This is a genomic window from Paenibacillus sp. J22P165 (genome assembly GCF_059692015.1).
The window spans coordinates 45,048-67,394 of sequence record NZ_JCAUAP010000019.1 but is presented as its reverse complement, the minus strand read 5'-3'; the positions used below and the strand labels follow the sequence as shown (position 1 = coordinate 67,394).

Annotated in this window: 13 protein-coding genes and 1 pseudogene; 2 read left to right on the top strand and 12 right to left on the bottom strand. The window is 47.2% G+C overall.

From position 1 onward, the window contains the following. Positions 1–12: 12 nt before the first annotated feature. A complete protein-coding gene (locus AC58QM_RS32145; protein ID WP_497288822.1) occupies positions 13–5,466 on the bottom strand; it encodes an S-layer homology domain-containing protein in 5,454 nt (1,817 codons plus the stop codon). A 48-nt stretch (positions 5,467–5,514) separates the two neighbouring features. Next, positions 5,515–6,672 (bottom strand): HupE/UreJ family protein, encoded by a 1,158-nt coding sequence (locus tag AC58QM_RS32140; protein ID WP_497288821.1) that lies wholly within the window; start codon positions 6,670–6,672, stop codon positions 5,515–5,517. Positions 6,673–6,978: 306 nt separating this feature from the next. Between AC58QM_RS32140 and AC58QM_RS32135 the strand changes: the two genes are divergently transcribed. Next, positions 6,979–9,099, top strand: a complete 2,121-nt coding sequence (locus AC58QM_RS32135) for a helix-turn-helix domain-containing protein (RefSeq protein ID WP_497288820.1) — start codon at positions 6,979–6,981, stop codon at positions 9,097–9,099. 368 nt (positions 9,100–9,467) lie between these two features. Here the strand turns inward: AC58QM_RS32135 and AC58QM_RS32130 are convergent, their stop codons facing one another. The 9 genes and pseudogenes from AC58QM_RS32130 to AC58QM_RS32090 form a co-directional block, all read right to left on the bottom strand. Then, the gene (locus tag AC58QM_RS32130) at positions 9,468–10,862 is read right to left on the bottom strand and encodes an ABC transporter substrate-binding protein (RefSeq protein WP_497288819.1); all 1,395 of its coding nucleotides are present in this window, start codon (positions 10,860–10,862) and stop codon (positions 9,468–9,470) included. 82 nt (positions 10,863–10,944) lie between these two features. Then, positions 10,945–12,021, bottom strand: coding sequence for a DUF3048 domain-containing protein (locus tag AC58QM_RS32125; protein ID WP_497288864.1), 1,077 nt, complete (start codon positions 12,019–12,021; stop codon positions 10,945–10,947). A 169-nt stretch (positions 12,022–12,190) separates the two neighbouring features. Further along, entirely contained in the window at positions 12,191–17,593 is a 5,403-nt protein-coding gene (locus AC58QM_RS32120; RefSeq protein WP_497288818.1) for a fibronectin type III domain-containing protein, read from the bottom strand. Positions 17,594–17,803: 210 nt separating this feature from the next. Continuing rightward, entirely contained in the window at positions 17,804–18,205 is a 402-nt protein-coding gene (locus AC58QM_RS32115; RefSeq protein ID WP_497288817.1) for a rhodanese-like domain-containing protein, read from the bottom strand. Between the two features lie 27 nt (positions 18,206–18,232). Beyond that, positions 18,233–18,493, bottom strand: coding sequence for a metal-sensitive transcriptional regulator (locus tag AC58QM_RS32110; RefSeq protein WP_173119021.1), 261 nt, complete (start codon positions 18,491–18,493; stop codon positions 18,233–18,235). Positions 18,494–18,597: 104 nt separating this feature from the next. Further along, entirely contained in the window at positions 18,598–19,086 is a 489-nt protein-coding gene (locus AC58QM_RS32105) for a DsrE/DsrF/DrsH-like family protein (RefSeq protein WP_497288816.1), read from the bottom strand. Between the two features lie 5 nt (positions 19,087–19,091). Further along, positions 19,092–19,316 (bottom strand): sulfurtransferase TusA family protein, encoded by a 225-nt coding sequence (locus AC58QM_RS32100; protein WP_497288815.1) that lies wholly within the window; start codon positions 19,314–19,316, stop codon positions 19,092–19,094. Between the two features lie 15 nt (positions 19,317–19,331). Beyond that, on the bottom strand, positions 19,332–19,613 hold the full coding sequence (locus tag AC58QM_RS32095) for a rhodanese-like domain-containing protein (protein WP_497288863.1): 282 nt from the start codon (positions 19,611–19,613) through the stop codon (positions 19,332–19,334). A 51-nt stretch (positions 19,614–19,664) separates the two neighbouring features. Next, positions 19,665–20,804 (bottom strand): annotated as a pseudogene (locus AC58QM_RS32090) (MBL fold metallo-hydrolase); the annotation flags it as partial. A gap of 256 nt (positions 20,805–21,060) precedes the next feature. Here AC58QM_RS32090 and AC58QM_RS32085 point away from each other — a divergent pair. After that, positions 21,061–21,474: a thiol-disulfide oxidoreductase DCC family protein gene (locus AC58QM_RS32085; protein ID WP_497288814.1), complete on the top strand. Its 414-nt coding sequence runs from the start codon at positions 21,061–21,063 to the stop codon at positions 21,472–21,474. A gap of 73 nt (positions 21,475–21,547) precedes the next feature. Here AC58QM_RS32085 and AC58QM_RS32080 read toward each other — a convergent pair whose 3' ends face one another. Further along, entirely contained in the window at positions 21,548–22,345 is a 798-nt protein-coding gene (locus tag AC58QM_RS32080; protein WP_497288813.1) for a DODA-type extradiol aromatic ring-opening family dioxygenase, read from the bottom strand. Positions 22,346–22,347 lie beyond the last annotated feature (2 nt).

Sequence of the window (22,347 nt, the reverse complement as noted above, 5' to 3'; positions counted from 1 at the left end):
CCTTTTTACACTTTATTTCTTCAATGTTCGTAAAATGATTGCTGAAGCTTCTGCGCGCGTCGATATCCCTTGCGGTTTCAACGTGCCGTCTTGGTACCCATTCAATAACCCCTTGGAAGTCAAGACACCTACTGCCTCTTGTGCCCATTCCGAAATAGTTGAGTTATCCGTGAATTGTGTTCCTACTGTGCCTTTATCCGTCATATGCGCAGCACGTACAAGAATGACAGCCATTTGCTCGCGGGTAATCGTATCGTCTGGACCAAATGTCGTATCCGTGTACCCAGAGATGATGCCATTCGCTGCAGCTGTAGCAATAGCATTCTTGGCCCAATGGTTCGTCGTATCGCTGAACGCTTTACCACCCTGATCGCTGAGCTTTAAGAATTTGACAACAATAGAGACGAATTCCGCTCTTGTAATGCGTCCTTCTGGTTTAAAAGTGCTATCTGGATAGCCATTAATCGCTCCATGCCCAATTAATTCGCGAATGCTAGCCTCTGCCCAATGTCCCTTAATATCCGTCAGATTTGCTCCATCTGAGCCAGGTTTCCCCTCTTCTTTCGGAGTAGCAATGACCGCGAATTTCGTGAAGTGCGTAACAGATCCCGTCACAGTTCCTTTCACCTTATCCACGACAATGTTATCTAATTTCACCCATGTGCGTGCTGTTTCATTAAACCAGTATAGACTAACGTCTGATTGATTTAGATCTACTTTGTTCACCTCAAAAGGCAAGGTAATTTGAATAGCTTTATTAAACTCGCCAGTTGCATCTTTCAGAAGCTCATATACAGCACTTACGAGTTTCGATGATGCAGCGATAGGTAGAGATGCTGTATCAGTAAGTTTCTTCACGGTCACAATAATCTTGCTCGTAACCGCACCGTCTGGAACAACAATTTGCACACCATCGAGGGTCGCAGTTCCTCCATTGGCAGGAATTGTGGCTTCTGTGTTACTCGATGGCACACCAGGGCCTCCATTACCACCAGAATCAGAGTCTCCTGCTTGGGTAGTGAATTTCCAGATATCCGACTGCGATCTGCCTTCGTACACATCTTCGGCAACCGTATACCATTGGTAACTTGTACTCGAAGCAAGACCTCGCCAAACGACAGATGCTTCTTGTCCACTTTTTACAGCATCAACGCTTCCGATTTTCTTATCCGTGTATACGTTGACCCCGATATAGTCAGTAGCCACTCGTTTCGTTACTGGTTGCAAACCTAAATCGCCTAAATCAAGGGAAAACTCGTCCTTGCCAGGCTTCTCGATCGGATCATAGAAGTTAAAATCATCTAAATACGGTGAATAAGTCTTCATATTAATTTTGTTATGTGCCAAGTCGAACTGCATAAGTCTCATATAGCCAAGCCCACCCTCAGGAGCGCCTTGGTAGTCTGCTAGCATTTGAAACACTTTACGATCATTTACTCCGTCATTATTATCGTCCAATTCATCAATTTTCAACTGAGCATCATGATAATGGCCAGAAAGAGCGGCAATAACGTTCTTATTCGGTTTGATGACACGTTCGAACACTTTCTCCGCCATCGGCGCACGGTTATTGGAAACGAGCATGAATTCGTGGAAGTTCAGAATCGCTTTCCGGTTCGGAAACTCTTTCAAAACCCCATTAATCCAATCAATCTCTTTATCCCCATAACCCCAACCCATGTAAATGATAATAAAATCATTTCCGTTCGAGGAAATTAGATCATAATGTCCCTTATTGTCTTGATAGGATTCGCCATACGTCGGCTGAGTTTTAAAACGATCTTCTCCGAACCATTTGGAATAGTAACTGTAATCATTATCCTGATGACCTACGTCGTGGTTACCTGCCAATACACCATAGGGAATGCCGGCCTTTTCCAAGACATTCATGTCTTTATCAGCTTCTACCCATTGATACTCTTGATCTGCATTATCTACGATGTCACCGGTGTGGATGACATATTTAATCTTATTATCCTCTTTGTGATCTGCAATCCACTTCACCATTTGCTGATAAATATGTGGGTAGCCTTTGGAATAATACTGCGTATCGGACATCCATACAAAAGAGAAATCATAATCTGTTGTCTCTGCCGGTTGATTATTTTGAACGACGGCAATCTGATCCTGCACCATCACCTGAATCTTACCCTTGTTCGCGTAATCACCAGCTGATACAACAGCCTTCAATTCAAAATTCGTCTCACCGGTAGCAATAACCGTCTTCAGTGGACTCCAGGATTGCTTGCTAGGACTCCAGGCATACAAGGTAACTTTGCGACCGTCTAGTGACTTCCCTTTCCAGTTAATTTCCACTTTATCTGAGCTTTGAATCGCTGGATCAAGTGAAACCTCAAACCGTTGATACGGGAACTTTTCATCTGAATCATCAATGAGATAATTCCCATCAAGCTTACTTACTTTCTCATAATCTTCTGGGGCAAAAGGTTTCTCTCCATCCGGCTTCTCCTGCTTAGGAGGCTCCGTATCGGCTGCGTTGCGGTATCCAGTGAACTGCCCTGGCGTGCTGGCATCGTATTTGAATCCGCCATAGAAGGATACTTTCATGTCGTCATTCATCGGGTCTGATACTTGTACCTTTAGTTCCGTATCGCTATTCATGCCTGCTGCGCCTTGTGTTGGTGCAACTAACACGGGCTGCGCTGGATTTTCATTCGGTACCTCGAAGTTAATGGTCTTCTCGGAGACGTTCCCGACTTTATCCGTCGCTTTCACTTTGAATACATGCTTACCACCTGGAAGCTGTGCAGACGAAGTTTCAAGCGGCATAGTAATGGGTTGCTTGTCCAGAGTGGCCTCAACCTTCTCCTTCTCAACTCCCGCTAGTGCGTCGTCGATGACTGCATCCAGCGTGAAGGGACCGCGGTACGTTTTGCCATCCTCAATAGAAGGTGCGATTGTTGGCGCAGAGTTATCCACAATGACTTTAGCGGTAAACGAACCTGCAATCGCATTGCTGACTGTAATCTGATGTTCCCCATCATTCGTCGTTGGTGTTTTCCACTCATAAGCCTTGGAAGCTAATAGCCCCGCCGGTACAGTGAAATTGAAATCGACAACGGGTGCTTTATTTGAAGAATCTCCCATACCAATTACTTTGGATGGAACATTATATTTGGGATCATAAATAATCGTACCGTCGTCAAATACGAGACGAACATTTTTCACATCGAAATTATCTTTATTCTCCAGTTCATTGGTATCAAAAGGCGAAGCCTTCGAACCCGCTCTGATGGAGAATATATTGCTGCCTTCCATCAAACGGTCCGCGCTAATCGGCGTCGATAACGTGGTGTAACTATCTACCGTGTCTTGGAACGTATAGAGAATATCTTTCCCTTGGGTAACGGCATTCTTGAAATAGTAATTTACACCTGTGACTTCAAATGCGAAGTACGCATTATGTTCAACAGCATGGTACGTAGAACTTGATACATCTTTCCCATCAATTGCAAGCTTTAGATCATCAGCGCCAAGCCCTTGACCTGTCCCTTTAACCACTTTGGATCCAGCAACAATGTCACCGTCTTTGAAATTCAAGCGCAGAGCTGAGTGATCAGAACCACCTGTTATGGCAATTCGCTTCGTGGCTGTTGTCGTCTCATTTTGTCCATCGGAAGAAACAAAGTAGTAATCTACATAAGCATTACCGATGAGTTCTGGTGAGAAAATCGTGTTGTGGTATAACGTATCTGCGAAGCTTTCTTTTAAAAGCTTTTTGGTAAACGTCGACTGCTTTTCTGTTTTGTAGTAGAGTGCTGCAGTTTTAAGAGATGTTTCATCCTTGAAATCGGCGATCATTTCAAGATCATTGGATTGTTCAATACCGGTCACTTTCGTCAAATCGGTGATAACCGGCTTGATCGTATCTGGTGTCAAGATGACCGTCTGAACGGGTACTTGAAGCGGATCTACGGTTCCCGGCGTTCCCAGTGCAACAGTAGTGCTGTATTTGGTCATTGTGCTCTTGCCGTCACGCGGATACTTATAGAGGATCCCCATATTTATACCGGAATCGCCAGCTACGTAATTGGCGGATGATACTTCGATACCCGTGTTCGTAGCCACAATAATGCCTCTACTAGCGCTATTTGCCATGCCATCATTGCGAATGCGTACCAAATTCGTACCTTCTACCAAACCGGTCGTCTTGTAATTGGCATTGAAGTCAGCCGCAGTCTTATTCACATTTGAAGCATTAATTACCCAGAAGACAAGCGTCCCCTTAGACGGAATGACGATGTCTTCCTTGTCTGCTGGCCAAATGAGATCCGGCGTCGCGGTACCCGTATAGCGATAGAGCAATTGATAGTCTTTATAATTAACAGGTTTATCCGAGTTGTTATAAACTTCAATAAATTCATATTCGTCCGTTGTGCCAGTAGAATCAGGCACAAGCTCCGTGATGAGAAGCGGTGGCACCTTCGTAAAATCTGTTGGCTGGAGAGCCACGGACGCACTATATACGTTTGATCGAACCGTACTAAAGCCATCATCCGCTTGAATGTAATAATTCAATGGGCTGTCGATCAGTTTGTCTTTAGGTATAGTAGCTTGATACTGTGTATTTCCTAGTACTTTCATAGGTACCGAATCGTACCAGGTTTGAGGACCCGTTTTATAATACACAGCTGCAGACACAGATTCATTCTGCTCAGGGTTTGCTATTTGGGTTTGCAACGTTAAATCCACTCTCTGATCCGCTTGCGTAACCGGTGTGTGGTTAATAACTGGCGGCTCTGAATACGTCCGTGGCGTCGGTGGAACTTGAGTGGTATCCACAACACCTGGCGTTGCAGCATATTGCCCTACAGAATACATGAACATATTCTTCGTACCGTCTGATGGGTAGCGATAGAGAATACCCTTGTCCGGTTTAGGAACCCCATCTACGGCGCTTGTTTGGTAGCTTGCAATGGAGATATCCGTACCGGATTTCTCTTGAATAACGAGGCCTCTTGCACTCGTATTAGCCATGCCATCCTTTCCGTTAACACGGAAAAGGTTGACATATTCTTGCAGATTCGTACCGAAGTTCGTATTGAAATCAGCATCCGTCTTAGTGCCATTTTGCGCATTTGTTACCCATAAGGTAATAGTGGATTGCGCAGGGATTTTCATGGTGGCATAAGGGGTTGTATCATTATGCATTCCTGGCCAAACGGTATCCACACCTGCATTGCGATAGACCAAGTTATAATCCTTAAAATCTATCTCCTTATTTGAATTGTTATACACTTCAATGAACTCATAAGCATCCGCACCGCCCACATTCGTGGTATCAGGAACAAGTTCCGTAATCAACAGCTTGGGTACCTTCGAATAATCCACCGCGCTCACTTGAACGCCGTTGTCCGCTGCAACCGCCATAGGCGCCAGCATGCTGAACATCATTCCGAATACGGTCACCCCGGAAACCAATCGTTTTAAACCTTTTTTATACACGTAGTAACGCCCTCTCATTATAAAATGGTGCAAACTTCCTACTGCTATCTATTGCAAAAGAACTCGCTCAATCAACCAGTACAGCCCGAATACGCCAACGATCCCGGAGGCATACAAATTCCAATTGATTTTTAGCGGTATACGGCGAATCAATAAGAGTGCAGGAATTAGAACGCCTACTACGACAAGCTGACCAATTTCTACGCCTAAGTTGAAAGAGAATAAGGGCAGCGCCATATGTCCAGACAGTGTTCCTCTCAATACCTCTGCGAACCCGAAGCCGTGCACCAAGCCAAATAACATCGTGACGACGACGCGTGCACTCTCTTTCTTCTTCCATATGTTTTCAGCGGCTACATATACAATGCTTAGCGCAATCAAGGGTTCAACGATGGTAGGTGAGAGATAAGCGATCTCTAAGGAGGACAATACAAGGGTTATGCAATGCCCCACTGTGAAAGCCGTGATCAGCTTAACGATTTTCCACACCCTTTGTTCAGCTGCAAGCAGCAGGCCAAATAGGAACAACATGTGGTCAAGGCCTGACCAGATATGCTCCATGCCCATGAGAATATAGGTCTGAAGTGTATCTTGCCAGGATCTAGTCACATTGGAGGACACATCGTCCGCTGCTTTTGCTGCCGGAGGTACATTGCTCGGATTCCCTGCAGCTGCTCCCGGCCCTTGAATCTGCACAATATAATTCTGGCTGCCCAGCACCTGCTCAATGGTCTGTCCACCGACTTGTATGGTGGCATAGTTGCTATGATTCGGATCAACTCCGCTGTACCAGAAGAAATTGTACTGCACAAGATAACGCTTCACGGTGGAAGCAAATGTATAGCGAATATCGATGCCTATCATATCTAAACTGGCACGCTTCTCATGTTTGGCTGCCACAATGATCGCTGTTCCAACCTTGCCATCGCCAGTAACGATGATCCCATCATCGACCAGCTTGCCGATTGCCCCTAAGGAGCCGGCTAATTGCTTATCACTGATCTTGTCGCCACCGTCTGCCTTATCGGGGAAGATTTGAAGAAAATCATGCTCCAATAAGGAGAGATGGTACGTCATCGTATCTGAACCTACTTGGATATCCGAATAACCACTCGAAGTGAAATGCGCCCCTGCTGAACTTGCTGCTGTAAGAGATATAATGACAGTTAAAGCGAAAGCGATGATGCTTTTTCTAATGTTCCACACATTCCTATTCCCCTCATCCTTCATTTGCACATACGCATTATGAAACTTTGCTGATGACTCCTTTCTCTAAGCCTCGTTGCTACATGCTCATCATATCCAGCCGTCTGTGCCTTGCCTATGTACATGATTTTCGTTCTTGCTCGATTGTTACGATTTTTCTTTTAAGCTTTTATAAAGCGGAAAATACATAAAAGCGCCCAGCTTCCAATAAAAAGCCCATACCCTTCCCCACCGTTTTCATCTACAATTAATGTAGATAACTCGCGGAAGCACAACAGCGGAGCATTTAGAAGGAGCCTGCGGCTTATGAAACTTTTCTCTACACAGAAATCACTATTTCGAACGATCCTAGCTAGTTTTATGATCTTGATTCTCATCTTCTGTTCGTTTAATCTCTTGATTTTTTGGCTCGTCAAAAAACACCTCCGCAGCGAGATGATGGCACAAAATCGCCTCACATTGCAGAAAGTGGCTGAGCGTTATCAATTTCAATTAGATAAAGTACGAGAAGCTTTGTATAAGCAATTCACAGATAAAAATGTCATTACACTTAACAATCAAGTGATCTTGAAGAGAGATAGCGAGACACTGTCTACGCGACCTATTGTGTTGAGCTTGCAAAGCATCGCAAGTGATTCGGAGCTATATGTGGATAATTTGATCCTCCTGTTCCGATCCTCAGATCTGGCGCTGAGTAAGCTTGGCCCCGGCAGCACGCTTGATTTATTCAGCAGCATCTACCAAAGCACGCCATACCCGCTCTCCTACTGGCAGTCACAGTTTGAGCGCAGTGACAATTATGTTCTTCATCCGGGAACTGTATTTGGGAGCCCCGCTCCATCTGGTGAATCGGCAGGAAGACTATTAATTCCGTATTCTATTAAGCCTGCGCTAGCTGACAATATGATGATCGCGATGATCGACGGCAATCGCTTGCGTGATGCGGTTCTTAAGGAAAATCCCGATCTGGACATTACCATACTAGGACCAAACCAATCACTCATTTACGAGACGCACAAAGATACAAACCAGCACCCTGAACCGGTTGACATTGCTTATCAAGGTGAAGACGGTTTGCGTTATGTCATGAAGATAACGAGTCCTGAATTTACATCCAAAATCCTTCGTTTGGACAATATCATGATGATTCTGTTAGGGGCATCTATTGCTATCGCCTTTATCGTCGCTTTATTTTTCAGTAGACGCATTCATAAGCCTGTCCGACAGCTCATCCAGGAAAAAGGTGAAATTCAGCAGGAGCTGCAGGATCAACAATCCGAATTAATCAACTATCATTTCATGAATAAGCTAAAAAATATCCATCCCGATCCCGATGAATGGCAGCATATTCAAGGCACCGAGGGGACTTACACGATCGTGCTGTATGAGTTGCGCTTCCGCTCGCCCGCTTTCATTGAAGTCCCCATGAGCAGAGAACACATTTCGCAAACCATCGGCGAGCAGCTCAAACGACTAACCGATGAGCGGTTTCCGGATTCCCATACACTGCAAATGGAACATCATCAGTTCCTAACGGTATTCCCTGGCAATGAGCGCGAACGCATCCTTTTTATGCTCGAAGAGTTGAAGCTCGTTCTGGACGAGGATCTGCGATACTGTCTAGTGACGGCCGCCATCAGCTCGGCGTTCGAACATTCCATGCAGTTCGGACATGCCTACCGACAGGTGAATGAATTAGCTGCGCATGCCCGATTACGAGAAGAAACACAGATCGTCGTCGACTACCGCTCAGATCGCGCTGCATACTTTCTCACCCTTACCCAGGAGCAAGAATTGACCACAGCACTGAAATCAGGCAAAGAACAGGAAACGCTGGACCTCTTCCTTCCTTGGCTGGATGAGCTTGACCTGAAGGAAGCCTCTGTGGATATGTTCAAGCATATGGTGCTTGCCGTTACCGATAAAGCCAAGATGGTGCTTGACCATTACAAAGTTCAAACTGATGATACCTTGCAGCTGAGATCCATCCTGCTTCAATTAGAGGAATGCTGTACGTTAGATGAGTACAAGAGAACATTTGAAACTTATTTCCGTATCGTTTCACAGCTCATCCGTGAGAAAAAAGAATCGAGTGATCCTATCATCGATCATGTGCTCAACGTCATTCAGGTGCAGTACGCGGATGATCTTTCACTTGATGTACTCGCCGATCAACTGACGCTAAGCAGTTCCTATCTTTCTACGTATATCAAAGAGAAAACCGGCGCCAATTTCATGGACCATTTGCATAATCGCCGTGTAGGGTACGCACAGGAACTACTGGTCCAAACCGACTCCAACATTCAAGACATTGGCATTCAAGTCGGCTACCGCAACATCTCCTCCTTCAATCGCATGTTCAAGAACCGCACAGGCTCTTCCCCTGGTGAGTATCGCAGGTCACATTTGCTGGATAAAAGAGCATAAAAAGAACCTGAGGCTTTGCCTCAGGTTCTTTTTGTGTAGCGTATAGTGTAGCAGAGTGGGAGGAATGTAATGGAGGCGGGTTAGGTGCCGATTACAGTGCTGTAAGTCGATTTTTTCGACTTACAGGACTCTATTGCGTCAATTCCTGTGCCGTAAGTCGATTTTTTCGACTTAGGGGACTCCATTGCGTCAGTTCCCGTGCCTTAAGTCGATTTTTTCGACTTAGGGGACTCCATTGCGCCGATTCCCACGCTGTAAGTCGATTTTTTCGACTTACAGCACTCCAACACGCCGGTTCCCTCGCCGTAAGTCGATTTTTTCGACTTACAGCACTCCCAATGAGCCGCCCCCCACCCGCCTCCACTACTTCATTTCAACGCCTTATTATAAGCATCAATTTTGGCGTTGATTTCTAAGGTTGCTGCATCGAGTGCTTCCTGTGGCGATTTTTGCCCACTCAGCGCTTGCCCGATGGCATTATCCGTCAGCTTTCTTGCTTCGGGATATACCCCTAGGACACCGCCTTGTGTCGCTAGATTTCGCTTTGCGGCGTTATGTTGATCAATCGCTGTCTTGAATTGCGGGAACTGCTTCATATTTGCCTGCACGATCGGCAGCTCATAAGCCTTCTCTGTAATCGGAAAATAACCGGTGTTTACATGGAAGAAAGCCTGCTGCTCTGGCTCGGACAAATACTTCATGAAGGCCCAAGCCGCCCGCTGCTCCGCATCCGACTTACTGTTCATGATCCAGTTGCTCGCCCCGCTGACCACTACTCCGCCACCTTCATCGGTTGGCTTAGGGAAGAAGCCTGTTCCGACTTCGAACTTACCGTCTACGGAATCGAGAATATCTCGCAGCGCAGCTGTTGTATCGAAGATCATCGCGACCTTCCCTTCGGCGAACACTTTTTTGAATTCGTCGCTCTTAGTCGCCGAGTACATCGCTGCTTTGCTGTCGACTAACCCTTTCCACCAAGTCAGCGCCTTGACGCCCGCTTCATCGTTCAACTGCCACTCTGTTGCTCTTCCATCGCGCCCATTACCAACATTCACAAGCTCCGCACCTTGATTGGCAATGAGCTGTTCCATGTACCAACTGTGTGAGCCGAAGTAGGCGCCGGACACGCCGTCTTTTGTTAGCTTTTTCGCCGCTTGTGCGAGATCTGCATAAAGAACCGGTGGTTTATCAGGGTTTAGTCCTGCAGCTTTGAACAGATCTTTATTGTAATAAAGGATCGGATTGGAAGTGTTAAAAGGCATCGAATACAACGTATTCTCCACCCGATAATAATTAATAATAGCCTCGTCCATCAGGGATATATCGTACTTGTCCCGGTCGACGAAGGACTGAATCGGCGTGACCGCCTTGGAATCGATCATAAATCGGGTTCCAATATCGTACACCTGAATCATGGTAGGTCCCAATTTGGAACCAATGGACGCTTTCAATTTGGTCAAACTATCGAAGTAGGAGCCTTGATAGACAGCCTCCACCTTAATATCTTTATGCGCAGCATTAAAGTTCGTTACGAGCATGTCCACCACTTGACCGTTCTCGCCGCTCATGGAGTGCCACCAAACTACTTTATTAACCTCATTAACTAATGGTTCAGCTTCAGCTGCTAATGTCGCATCCCCTACCTCTGTGCCTTTTGCTATTTCTCCCTGCCCCCACACCGAATAAACGCCAAGAAGACCAAATAGCAGCACAATGAAGATGAAATAAGCGGGTATCGAAATCTTACGTTGAAAAATCTTCATCATATCCCTCCTATGACTAGTAATCATAGGATCTCAATGTTTCCCTGCGATTAAGGGAATGTAAAGGGATTGTAAAACCTGGCTATTCCACCTTTAGCTTCGTCCCCTCGGGTACAATCTGCACCCACGTGTTGCCAGGCAGCAGCGGCACTTCCTTGCCATCGCTGGCGTAGGCGCGAAGCATGCCGTTTTTGCGTTCCCAAGTGATCGCTTGGGACATCCCATCTTGAAAGATCATCCCTTTATTAGGTCCGAATACATCTACAATCCGGCGCCCCTCTTTGTCGATGATCTGATGCTTGCTCTCTAGGACAAGCAAATTCTTGGTCTGCAACTGCTTGCCCGTTTCCTTGTCGAGATGCGGTTTCCCTTCCATCGAACGCATATAAACACCCTTAGCAGCATCATACTCATACGAAGCGAAGTACCCCATGAGATAGGGGATTTGAATATAATGAACGGCTGCGCCCGTGAGTTTACTTTGTCCTTCCTTGGCAAAAGTGAGCAAAGGCCCGTTCCACTCGGTGCGGAACTTACGCGCGTCGGCACCTTTTTTCATTTTATCCACAGAGGTATATAAATTGTGCGGTGCCTTCCGATCCGTGGAGCGCCAATAGTAGGCGCCGTCGCCATACACTTCATCGAGATGGGCCAGATTACGGCCTGCCATCATATCCATCGCATCCTGGCTCCAGCCAGCATGTACAATAATGGCATCCAGCGCGTCGCCGATCTCCACAAAATAAGGCCGAATGCTGCGCACAGGACCGATCGCTCCAGCCGCATGGCTCTGGAACACTGAGACGAATCTAGTAATCTCGCCCTCGGCTAGGATCTCATAGACGATGTCGGCCTGATCGAGGCCGGTTTGCGGCCGCGCTTGCGGAGCATTTTCGACCATGACCATATAAGGACGTGTCTTCACCTCATGATCGGCAGGCAGACCGGTTAACGGAAACTTGAAAGGAAGCTGCGCTTCCACCGTGGTTGTCGTAGGCTGCGTCGCAGGCGTCGGGTTAACCGTAGCCGTCACAGGGACGGATTCCGGCGTAGCCGTAGATATCACAGAAGTTGCATCACTGCAACCTACAAGGGTCAGGACAGAGCATCCAAGTACGAGCCATGTGCTAAGGGTTCTTTTATAAATTAACGGCAACACTTTCAAAGGGGCTGCACCTCTTCTCTCGTGGACTATCGATCTTTGAGAAGTATATGCTAGATAGTTAGGGAATAGAAGCTTGCAGAGTCACTCGAGTTCGTCTATCTGTAAAATTACCCTTCCAAACAAAAACTGAACCTACGCCTCAGCGTGGTCCAGTTTCCCTTTGTCACATTTGAAAATTTACCGCCAAGTTAGATGAGGTGTTCGCTACTGTTTCCTTGTACACGCCACCATAGGACATTCCAAACGTATAGACGCCAGGCAGTAGTTCCTTGTGAATCTCACCGCCAACCGTACTGCCGAAGGTCCGCCAACTCCCTGCATAATAACTAGCGGAACCGCCATCCAGTGGATTGCCCAGAATATCATTTAACTGTACGTTCACATTAACCGTCTGGAAGACGACCACAGGGTCCGTTCCAATATTTTGCACGCTCTCCTTATACGTTCCTTCGTAGGTCATCGCAAACGTATACGAGCCCGGCAGCAATTCCTTGCGAATTTCCCCGCCAACTATATCCCCGAAGGTCCGCCAACTCCCTGCATAATAACTCGCCGCCCCACTCGTAAGCGGATTGCCGAGACTATCTTTCAACTGCAGCTTCACATTAACGGTCTGGAAGGCGACCACAGGTTCTACGCCTGTGTTTTGGACTTTCTCTGTATACGTGCCTTCGTAAGTCATAGCGAACGTATACGCTTTATCCGGCAACGGCTTACTTACGGTTCCAGCAGCATTCGTAACGCCGAACTCTTTCCATCCCCCATCATAGTAGGATACGACACCGCCACTGATGGCATTCCCGCTGCTGTCTTTCAATTGGACGCTTACCTCATCTGCCACTGGGGCTGGATCCTGCAGCAGGATTTTACCGTATTGACTTACGTTTTTCGTCCCGCCAATCCCACTGGCCCACTCCAAATACCCGAGCCGACCGTTGCCATTGTTATTATTGACAAGCAGCGAGACAAAAATTGGTTTCGTCGTATCCAGATTGTAAGGATATAATTCTGACCACGCAATATGAACCTTGTAGGTTTTCTTGCCGCTCTGTGAACTGTCGACGAGCATACTGCCGTTCTGAACGAACTGACCGGCAGGCGTCCAGTTGGATGGCAAATCCCCTCCAATATATGGCACAGTCCCCTTGTAGATGACAGGACCGTTAGCCGTCAATGCAGCTTGGAATTCCACTTGGGCCCCGACCATGCCAACTCCTGAGGTATCAAGACCAAATTGAATACTGTCACCGATATAATAATTACCTTTGGAATCGTTGGGTACGAAGCTGGCATCCGTTACCTCTATCACGAGATCGAGTCCATCATTGGCCGCCCCCACTGCAGCTCGAGCTGCAAACCCTGCGGGTTGTTCAGGAGTCAAACTTTTAAACTCCCAGTTTTCGGTAATCCAATGAATATCCGAGCTCAAAGCTCCTGTGGTTCGGTCGAATAAATTGCTCTTACTCCCAGCAGCGATGGGAATATTGGTGTTTTGTTCGGCTCTTTCATAGTCGGATAATAGGACGTCTTGCGTTGAAGTCAATCCAGCAAGATAAGCGGCATTCACGTTGCTGATGTAATACATTTTGTTCGGTTTCACTTGCAGTGTAGGAGCTGCTGCCTCTGTACCACCGATCCAATCGCGAACTACGGTGTTGCTTGTAAAAGCACTTGCAAGTGCTGGAGCGACTGTACCCGTATCCCGATCCTCGGACCATACGACGAGAATTGGCGATCCTTCACTTTCGAAATAGACAGCTTTCTGGTTTCCACTTAGCGCATACTCGCCTTTGTAGACAATATCATTCCCCAGTGTCTCGATGAATCGATGCATGACCACAGAACCGAGCCTTGGTTCAAGCTTCGGTTTCTTACGGAACAATCCAGAAGATTCCATAGTCCAACCTTCGGCATTGGCGAATGGGATGTTTTCGATTTCAATATTATTCACCATGTCAAAATAGGCAATTTGTTCGACCCCATTCTTCATCTGGTACATATAATCGTAAAGCATCTTTCTTGCAAGTACAGGCTCAGATTGGATAGTTGTTGTTTCCGAAGCATTAACGAGTCCTGCATGGCTCTCGGAAGACACCCACGGCTTCGAAGGTACATTGTATCTTTGATCATAGGCCTGGTACTCTTTAGGATCGGGTAGCTTCCCATGAAGCGCCAACTTATCATAATAGTTCGCTCCGCCAAGACGCAGCAGCTCATTATAAAAAGGCAAGTATCGTTGGCCGCCCATGCCTCCGATCCAAATTTCAGAATTCGGTTGAACACTTTTAATCGTCTCATATCCAGTACGCAGCAATTCCACGAACTTCTCCGGTGTATCCTGCCAGAAAATGCTTTTGTCCTTTAAATGAGGTTCATTCCATACTTCCCATTTGGTAATTCGATCGCCATATCGCGCGACAAGCGCCCTTAGAAAATTAGCAAAATCATTCATGTCGGTTGGGGCATAAGCCGCATACCCAGGTACACCGATATATACGTATGTATCTTCTGGGTGCGAAGACGCCCACTGCGGTGTAAACACAATGTTGCCAATGATGTCCATGCCGGTACTTTGCAATTTATTGACATGTGCATCAAGCATTTCCCATTTATACACACCACGACTCGGTTCAATGGCCATGCTCGCATCGTTGAACTGTCCTCCCCATGGGATGGTATGAATTCTCGCAAAGTCAAAACCAATTAAATCTGCGAGTTCTATCGCTCTTAGATCACTAAAACCATTACTGAATCCAAACAGTGGATTACGATCCGCTTTGCTTATGGACTGACTTTCTACGACAGCCACGGACGTTCGATTACGTACAAATTCTGCTGCCGTTCGTTTCGGGCTAGACAAGATGCGGTATGATTGTTGTAGAGGAAGCGTTCCCGTAATTCCTTGTTTCGTATAGTCAAAAGCGATTTCGTAGTATCCTTCGTGACTAGGTGTCCAACTCCAACCCGTTGTCAGTAATGTTGCTCGATCTACCGTTGCTTGCCCAACAACCTGATTATCCGTATCATAAACCGTCCCCGTCAACGTTTGCACAGAAGTGGGCAGCTGATCTTGGATACCCTTAAACACCACGTTTTGGCCAATCTTCCACCAGTTTGCAAAGACATCTGCCATCAGCGGGAAATATTCAACGGACTGCATGCTGGCGTCGTCGTAATACAGTGTTCCTGTATTCGGGACATCCTTTAATTTCGTTGTCGCTACATTCAACTGAATTTGATTCGTTCCTGCTGGAAATTGACTATTATCTATCGTAAATGAAATATCTATCCACTGCGTGCTGCTCAGAGTTGGCGTGTTCGCCTCTGCTATATCGAGGAACGTACCATCATTAAAATAGCTGATGAATACCCATGCGCCATTCCCTGCGTAATCAGCTGATTTCTTGGCTTTTACTGAAATCTTAATGGTTTGCATACCGCTGTCAATCGGGATGATTTTGGATGAAAATCCTGCGGCTCCGGTACTTGTCGCGTTGATATATACCGCGCTCGTGCCGCTATTGACCGTTGCTGACGTACTACCCATATCGACTCCGCTGGCCCCGCTCCAGAAGGTAGAGTTCCAACTCACAGGAACAAGTTTCGTTCCACTTATTTTCGTTTCTTCAAAACCAGGATTTGCTACATCATAATAGCTCGAGGTAATAACATTGGCCACATTGCTAGCAGGAGATAAATTGCCCGAACCATCTCTCGCTTTCACGGTAAATGCATATCCACTGTATGCTTCAAGACCTGTTACCGTATAAGTCACCCCAGTGACTGTCGCTACTAGCTTCGTACCATCGTTGATTTCGTAGCCTGTTACGCCCCCATTGTCGGTTGATGGTTCCCAGGTGAGCGTGACACTCTTCATCTTAATGTTGGATGCCGTTAAGTTAGTTGGTGCTGTCGGCGGCTGAGTATCGTTTGTCACGAAAGCCTGGCTTGCTGGGGACAAATTCCCCGCCGCATCGACGGCTTTCACCGTAAACGTATAACTATTGGCTGCGATCAGGCCACTTGCCGTAAAGGTTAAACCTTTCACAGTCCCCACTAACACCGTATCTTTATAAACATTGTAGCCGGTCACCCCGATATTATCGGTCGAGGCATTCCATGCCAAATCTACACTTCCTGCCGTCTGACCTACGGCGTGGAGATTCGTTGGCGCGCTTGGCGCTGCCGTATCCGGAATCAATTCGATCGTAGCATCATCATAATACAGCGTTCCTTGCTGGCTAACACTGCCCCCACGGAGAGACGTCAGATTCAACTGCAAGTTATTCGTGCCTGCCGGCAGAGTAGCCGAATTCATAGTGACCGAAATCTCTCTCCATTCACTACTGCTCAGCGCCACACTTGGCGCAACCACAGTACCAAGAAAGGATCCATTTTTCGCATAACTGAAGAAAACCCACGCATCATTGCCGACATAATCAGCGGACTTCTTGACCTTCACCGTAGCCTTGATTTGCATGTTATTGTCAATTGTCATCGTCTTGGATACCCAACCAGCGGCTCCTGTATCCACTGCGCTAATATACAGGGCGTTCGTTCCGCTATTGGCCTCCATCGTCGTTACCCCTGTATCCACCGGCGTCGTTCGCGACCATAGGTTCGAATTCCAATTGACAGGAACAAGCTTACTTCCACTGAGCGTCGTGATCTCAAACCCAGGATTGGCGATGCTTAATACATTCGGTGTGGTCAAACTTACTGCATTACTGGCCGCAGACAGATTGCCCGTCGTATCCTTCGCTTTTACAGTAAACGTATAACTGGTACCTGAATTGAGAGCGCTTACGGTATACGATAACCCCGTCGTAGATCCAAGCAGCGTTGTGCCATTATAGACATCGTACCCCTGGACGCCAACGTTATCCGTTGAGGCATTCCAGGCCAGGTTAACACTCGTCGCTGTTTGGCTCGTAATGGCAAGATTAGTTGGCGCTGTCGGCGCTTCCGTATCCATCAGTTCCATCGTGACATCGTCATAATAGAGTGTCCCGGCGTTGCTTACAGTGCCTGCTTTCGATGTCGCTAAGTTCAACCAGAGCATATTCGTTCCCGCAGGAAACTGACTGCTGTTGACCGTTAACGTGATCTCTGTCCATTCTGTGCTGCTTACGGTGGTCATATTCGATGAGTTTATCCCTAGAAAAGTACCATTATTTCCATAGCTAATGAATACCCATGGGATATTGCCGGCATAATCTCCCGATTTCTTCACTTTTACGGTGGTTTTGATGGTTTGCGGACTACTGTCGACCGGAATGGCTTTGGAAACCCAACCAGCCGCTCCCGCATCCGTTGCAGAGATAGAGAGTGATTTTGCCCCAGTGTTATAAACGGCCGTCGTTACACTAGTATCCACTGGCGTCGTTCTGTTCCATAGACCTGTCGTCCAATTCGTCGGTATCAGTTTCGATTGACTGACCGTTGTTTCTTCGAACCCAGGATTAACCACGTTAATAAAGCTTGCTGCCTGAACACGCGTTGACATCGTTGGAAACATTGCAACCAACATGGTGCAAAGTAACAGCCAGATGACGGTCTTCCTCATACATAAATCCCCTCCTCGATTTCTTTTGGACTCTCAAAACGCTTACCAAGATTTCACTTCCCTTTATTGATGGATTACATGGATAATTATAAGTGGACTGAAGTGGTCAAAGATATGAGACGATTTATACTTGGTTATCCGATTTTATCTTTTTGGACAAAAAAAGCCGACAACGAGTTAATCGCTGACAGCTTTGCCGTACACTATTTTTTACGCTCCACCACTGCTTTGCTGTGTCACACTACCCTTCCACGCCATCATACCGCCCTTCAGATGGGCCAACTCGCTCCATCCATTCTTGCGAAGAACTCGCGCAGCTTGCTTACTCCTCATGCCACTTCGGCAGTACAAATAGAGGGGACGATCCTTCGGAATCTCGCTTAATCTTCTCCCCATCGAGGACAATGGGATATTCACCGCTCCCGGGATGTAGCCTTGCTTCACTTCACCGGGCTCACGCACGTCAATGAGAACATGCTTGTCCTTGTCCATGGCCTCTTGAAATTGATCGGATGATAAATTACGCAGCCCTTTGACACCCGCAAACCGAGAATAGAAGAAAAACACGATAAACCCAAGTGCCACAATATTGAAAATCATATTACTATCCATAAGTTTCCTCTTTCCTGGAGCCTATCTTTATCTGCTTTTAACTAACAATTCCACAGCTTGCTTCACAATTTTACTGGTGTCTCTGCCCGCTTCCTGCTCCTCTTTAATACAGTTCTCCAAGTTGACAGCCACAATGGTCGCGATCGCTTTATCCGCAGCACTGCGAACAGCAGAAATTTGACTCACAACATCTTTACAATCCTGTTCTTCCTCCATCATCCGTAAAATGCCACGAATCTGGCCCTCCATGCGCTTCAGCCGTTTTTTCACATCATCATCGTATTGCATAGACAACCCTTCCCTTCCCTATACCTGTATAGGTATATTATTGCCTATGTTCTAGATGAAAACAACCTGAAAACCTATCGCGGTATCATTGCCCGCCCCGCCAACTAAATAAATAAGTTCACCTTCGCGTCCGTCGCATCGCCCAAATAAGCCGCAACTCCCGCATGTTCAACCCCATCCAGCAGCTCTTCCTCCTGCAACCCGAGCAAATCCATGGTCATCGTACATGCGACTAAACGGATGCCTTGCTCCTGCGCCAGCTCAATTAATTGAGGGAGCGACAGCGCCTTATGCTTTTTCATCAAATGCTTGATCATTTGCGGGCCCATGCCGCCGAAATTCATTTTGGATAAACATAATTTATCTGCGCCACGTGGCATCATTTTACCGAACATTCGCTCGATGAAGCCTTTCTTAACGGCTATTTTCTGATCCTTACGCAAAGTATTCAGTCCCCAGAAGGTAAAGAAAATCGTAACCTCGTGATCATAAGCCGCCGCTCCATTAGCAATAATGAAAGCAGCAATCGCTTTGTCCAGTTCACCGCTGAAGAGCACAATTGTTGTTTTGTCCTTGGTGTCCCTATCCGCCATTCTGCTCATCCTTTCCTCACGATAAACGTAAACACACCCTGATCTTCTTTCGCTTCCAACAGCTCATGTTTGGTTTTGCCGACCCACGCTTGAAAATCTTTCATCGACCCTTTATCCGTCGTCCATAGCTCCATGATTTGTCCAGGTTCCAATGTATCCATTCCTTTTTTGGCCTTTACAATCGGCATCGGACATGCCAACCCTTTCGCATCTACAATTAAATTAACCATGTTAATGACCTCCATTTAGTTATTTTCAATCTCCCAAGTCCACTGCGACATGCCAGGTAGCACGTTATGGATGTGGTCAAACCCTTGCTCCGCTAACCTATGACAGGCTGCATCACTGCGGCTTCCTGTTCGGCAAATCAGATAATACGTGAGATTGGGATCGAGTTGAGACAGCATCTTCTCTACATTGCCAAGTGGCATCGAAATCGCCCCAAGTATATGACCACTTGCAAATTCTGCGGGCTCGCGGACATCTAGGATATGAAGTTTCTCCCCAGCGGCAAGCTTGGCTTTAATCTCACTATTGGTAATGGTAAAAGGGTACTTCTCCTGAGCATCTGACTTGCCCTCATGAACCGCACAACGATTCGGCCCAATCTCCATCTCCCGCTGCTCTTCTGGTGTGGGGTGGATTTTCCCCATATTGGTCTGCCTGATCTCTTCATAGGCGTGCGGCTGCGGTGGCAAATTCTCTGTAACCAAACGTTTAAATGCCGATTCCCCTTCGATTTGGAGCCCCGGATTGTTCTGAAACAAATCACCAAGCCGCGCGGATACTCGCCCACCTTCACCTAACTCTGTCACCTTACCAAAATGTGCGGGAAGTACGAGCAGATCTTGGGATAGCGATTGATAACGCTCATATAGTGTCGTCCTTAGATCGGAGACCCAGTCTTCTGCTTGACCAGCTAGATCAGGCCGACCAATGGAGTTTACGAATAAAATATCCCCAGACAACAAGTACTGACCATCAATGATGAGTGATGTGCTTCCGATGGTATGACCTGGTGAATAGATCGGTTGGAGGCTAATTTTTGTCTGGCCAATGACCAGATCGCTCCCTTCTTCGAGCTTTTCATAGGTGAATTCTACCTCTGTCGCATCCTTGGCTGGGAGCCAGTAGGTACCTTGGGTTGCCGCCGCCAGCTGTCTTCCACCTGAGATATGGTCAGCATGGAGATGGGTATCGAGGGTATGTGTAATCGTTACGTTCTTTTCCTGTGCAAATTGTTCAAATACATCCGTCATCCGAACCGCATCAATCACCACAGCTTCTCCTTGTGAAAGAATCATGTAGGATAAGCAACCCTTGCCCACACGAACGAATTGATATATCTCTCCGCCATCGTTCAGATTTCCGATTCGGACAGGTATGAGCTGCTCGCTCCATGACTTCATGCCACCGATAAGGTACGACACGTTCGTCTTACCTGCATCGATCAATTGCTCCGCTACAAAAATGGATGATCCTTCTTTCGCACAGACGACCACGACTTCTTGCTCGCTCGGGATCGCATCAAAAATTTCATCCACACCATCGATCAGGTCAAAATACGGCACATTCAGCGATTGCAGCTGTCTGCCTTCGATTTTCCAGTCCGCATAGTCGCTTTCGTTCCGAACATCTAGAATAAAAGTAGGTACCTGATTCAGTACTCTACGAGCTAGTTGAGCGGCTTCCATACCTTGCAATTGGGCATGATCCATTGTAATCCCTCCGTAGTGAGTAACTCATTGTAATTGTAATCACATACCCCATAGGGTATATAGTTAGCCAAAAAAAAAGAGACTATCCTAATATATGACCTCGCTCGTTCATCGCACATACCCCCATGGGTATATAAGAACTATACAACCTCATCCACTTTTCGTCAATCCTCTTACGAGTTGATCAATCGGTTGAACGTCGTATAATTAGAGTAGCTTCCTCCAACAACTGTGGCGACCAAAGGAGATATCCACCATGTCAACTCATATTGATCAGCACGCTGTTATTTTGTTCGACGGAGTTTGCCTACTCTGCAACAGCGCGGTGCAATTCATCCTGCGAAATGACCCGAAGGGCGTGTTTCGCTTCGCTTCTCTCCAGTCGGAGACGGGGCAACGACTGCTCGCCGAGCATAAGCTGCCGATAAATCAGTTCAGCACCATTGTGCTGATCGAAGGTGACCGCTCCTATACGCGGAGCTCCGCCGCTTTGCGTATAGCACGGCGTTTGCGCGGTGCCTGGCCACTCGCCTACGCGGCGATCGTGATTCCAGCTCCGATCCGCAACCTCGGATACAGCTTCATCGCTCGCAACCGCTATCGCTGGTTCGGCAAGACTGAGCATTGCATGCTGCCGAAGCCGGAGCATAAGGGGCGTTTTCTGGATTGAACTGCCCTCCGCCCATTCACCATAACGACAAAAAAACCTGCAACACTTCGCAGGCCTCCGAACAACAACGAATCTAAGTCTCCTGTTTACGTATACGTAGACTGCCGAACATCCAGCAGCATAGGCTCAGGCTACCCATCTGAAAGCTATGATGCAGCAACCTCGCATTCCGTGAAGCATCGCCTGCGCCCATTGCGATGAGCAATGGTGCAAAATGCTCCGGCGTGGGCACCGCCACCCGCGCATGCGGCGCGCGTTCGTCGTAGCGAATCAACGCCTCCAAGTTCCACGTTTCTAGCTGCTCCGCTAGCCACTCATCGAACTCCACGGCCCATAACTGCGGCACCGGATTGTTTTCATCCAGCTTGCGTAGATTGTGAACCGTTCCGCCACTGCCAATGATCAGCACCTGCTCATCCCGCAAGGAGCCTAAAGCGGCACCGATTCGGTAATGCTCCTCAGGTGTTAACCGAGGGTTAACCGAAAGTGTCACAACCGGGATCTGCGCATGAGGGTACATAATCGAGAGTGGCGCCCACACGCCATGATCCAAGCCTCGTCTGTCATTTAGCTCACAGCGTATGCCTTCTTGCTGGAGCAACTGCTGGATATGGAGGCTTAGGGGAAGATCCCCTTTGGCTGGATAATTAATGTCATAAAGTTCTTCGGCGAAGCCTGAGAAATCATACATCATCTCCGGCTCTACGGCCGAGCTGATCTTCTGCACAGCGCTTTCCCAATGTGCACTGAATACAATAATAGCTTTCGGCTTTGGCAGCGACATCGCAAGTCTTTGCAAAAACTCCGTATACGCATGGGACTCCATCGCCAAATTCGGTGAGCCATGTGCAATAAAAAATGCCGGCAGCACAG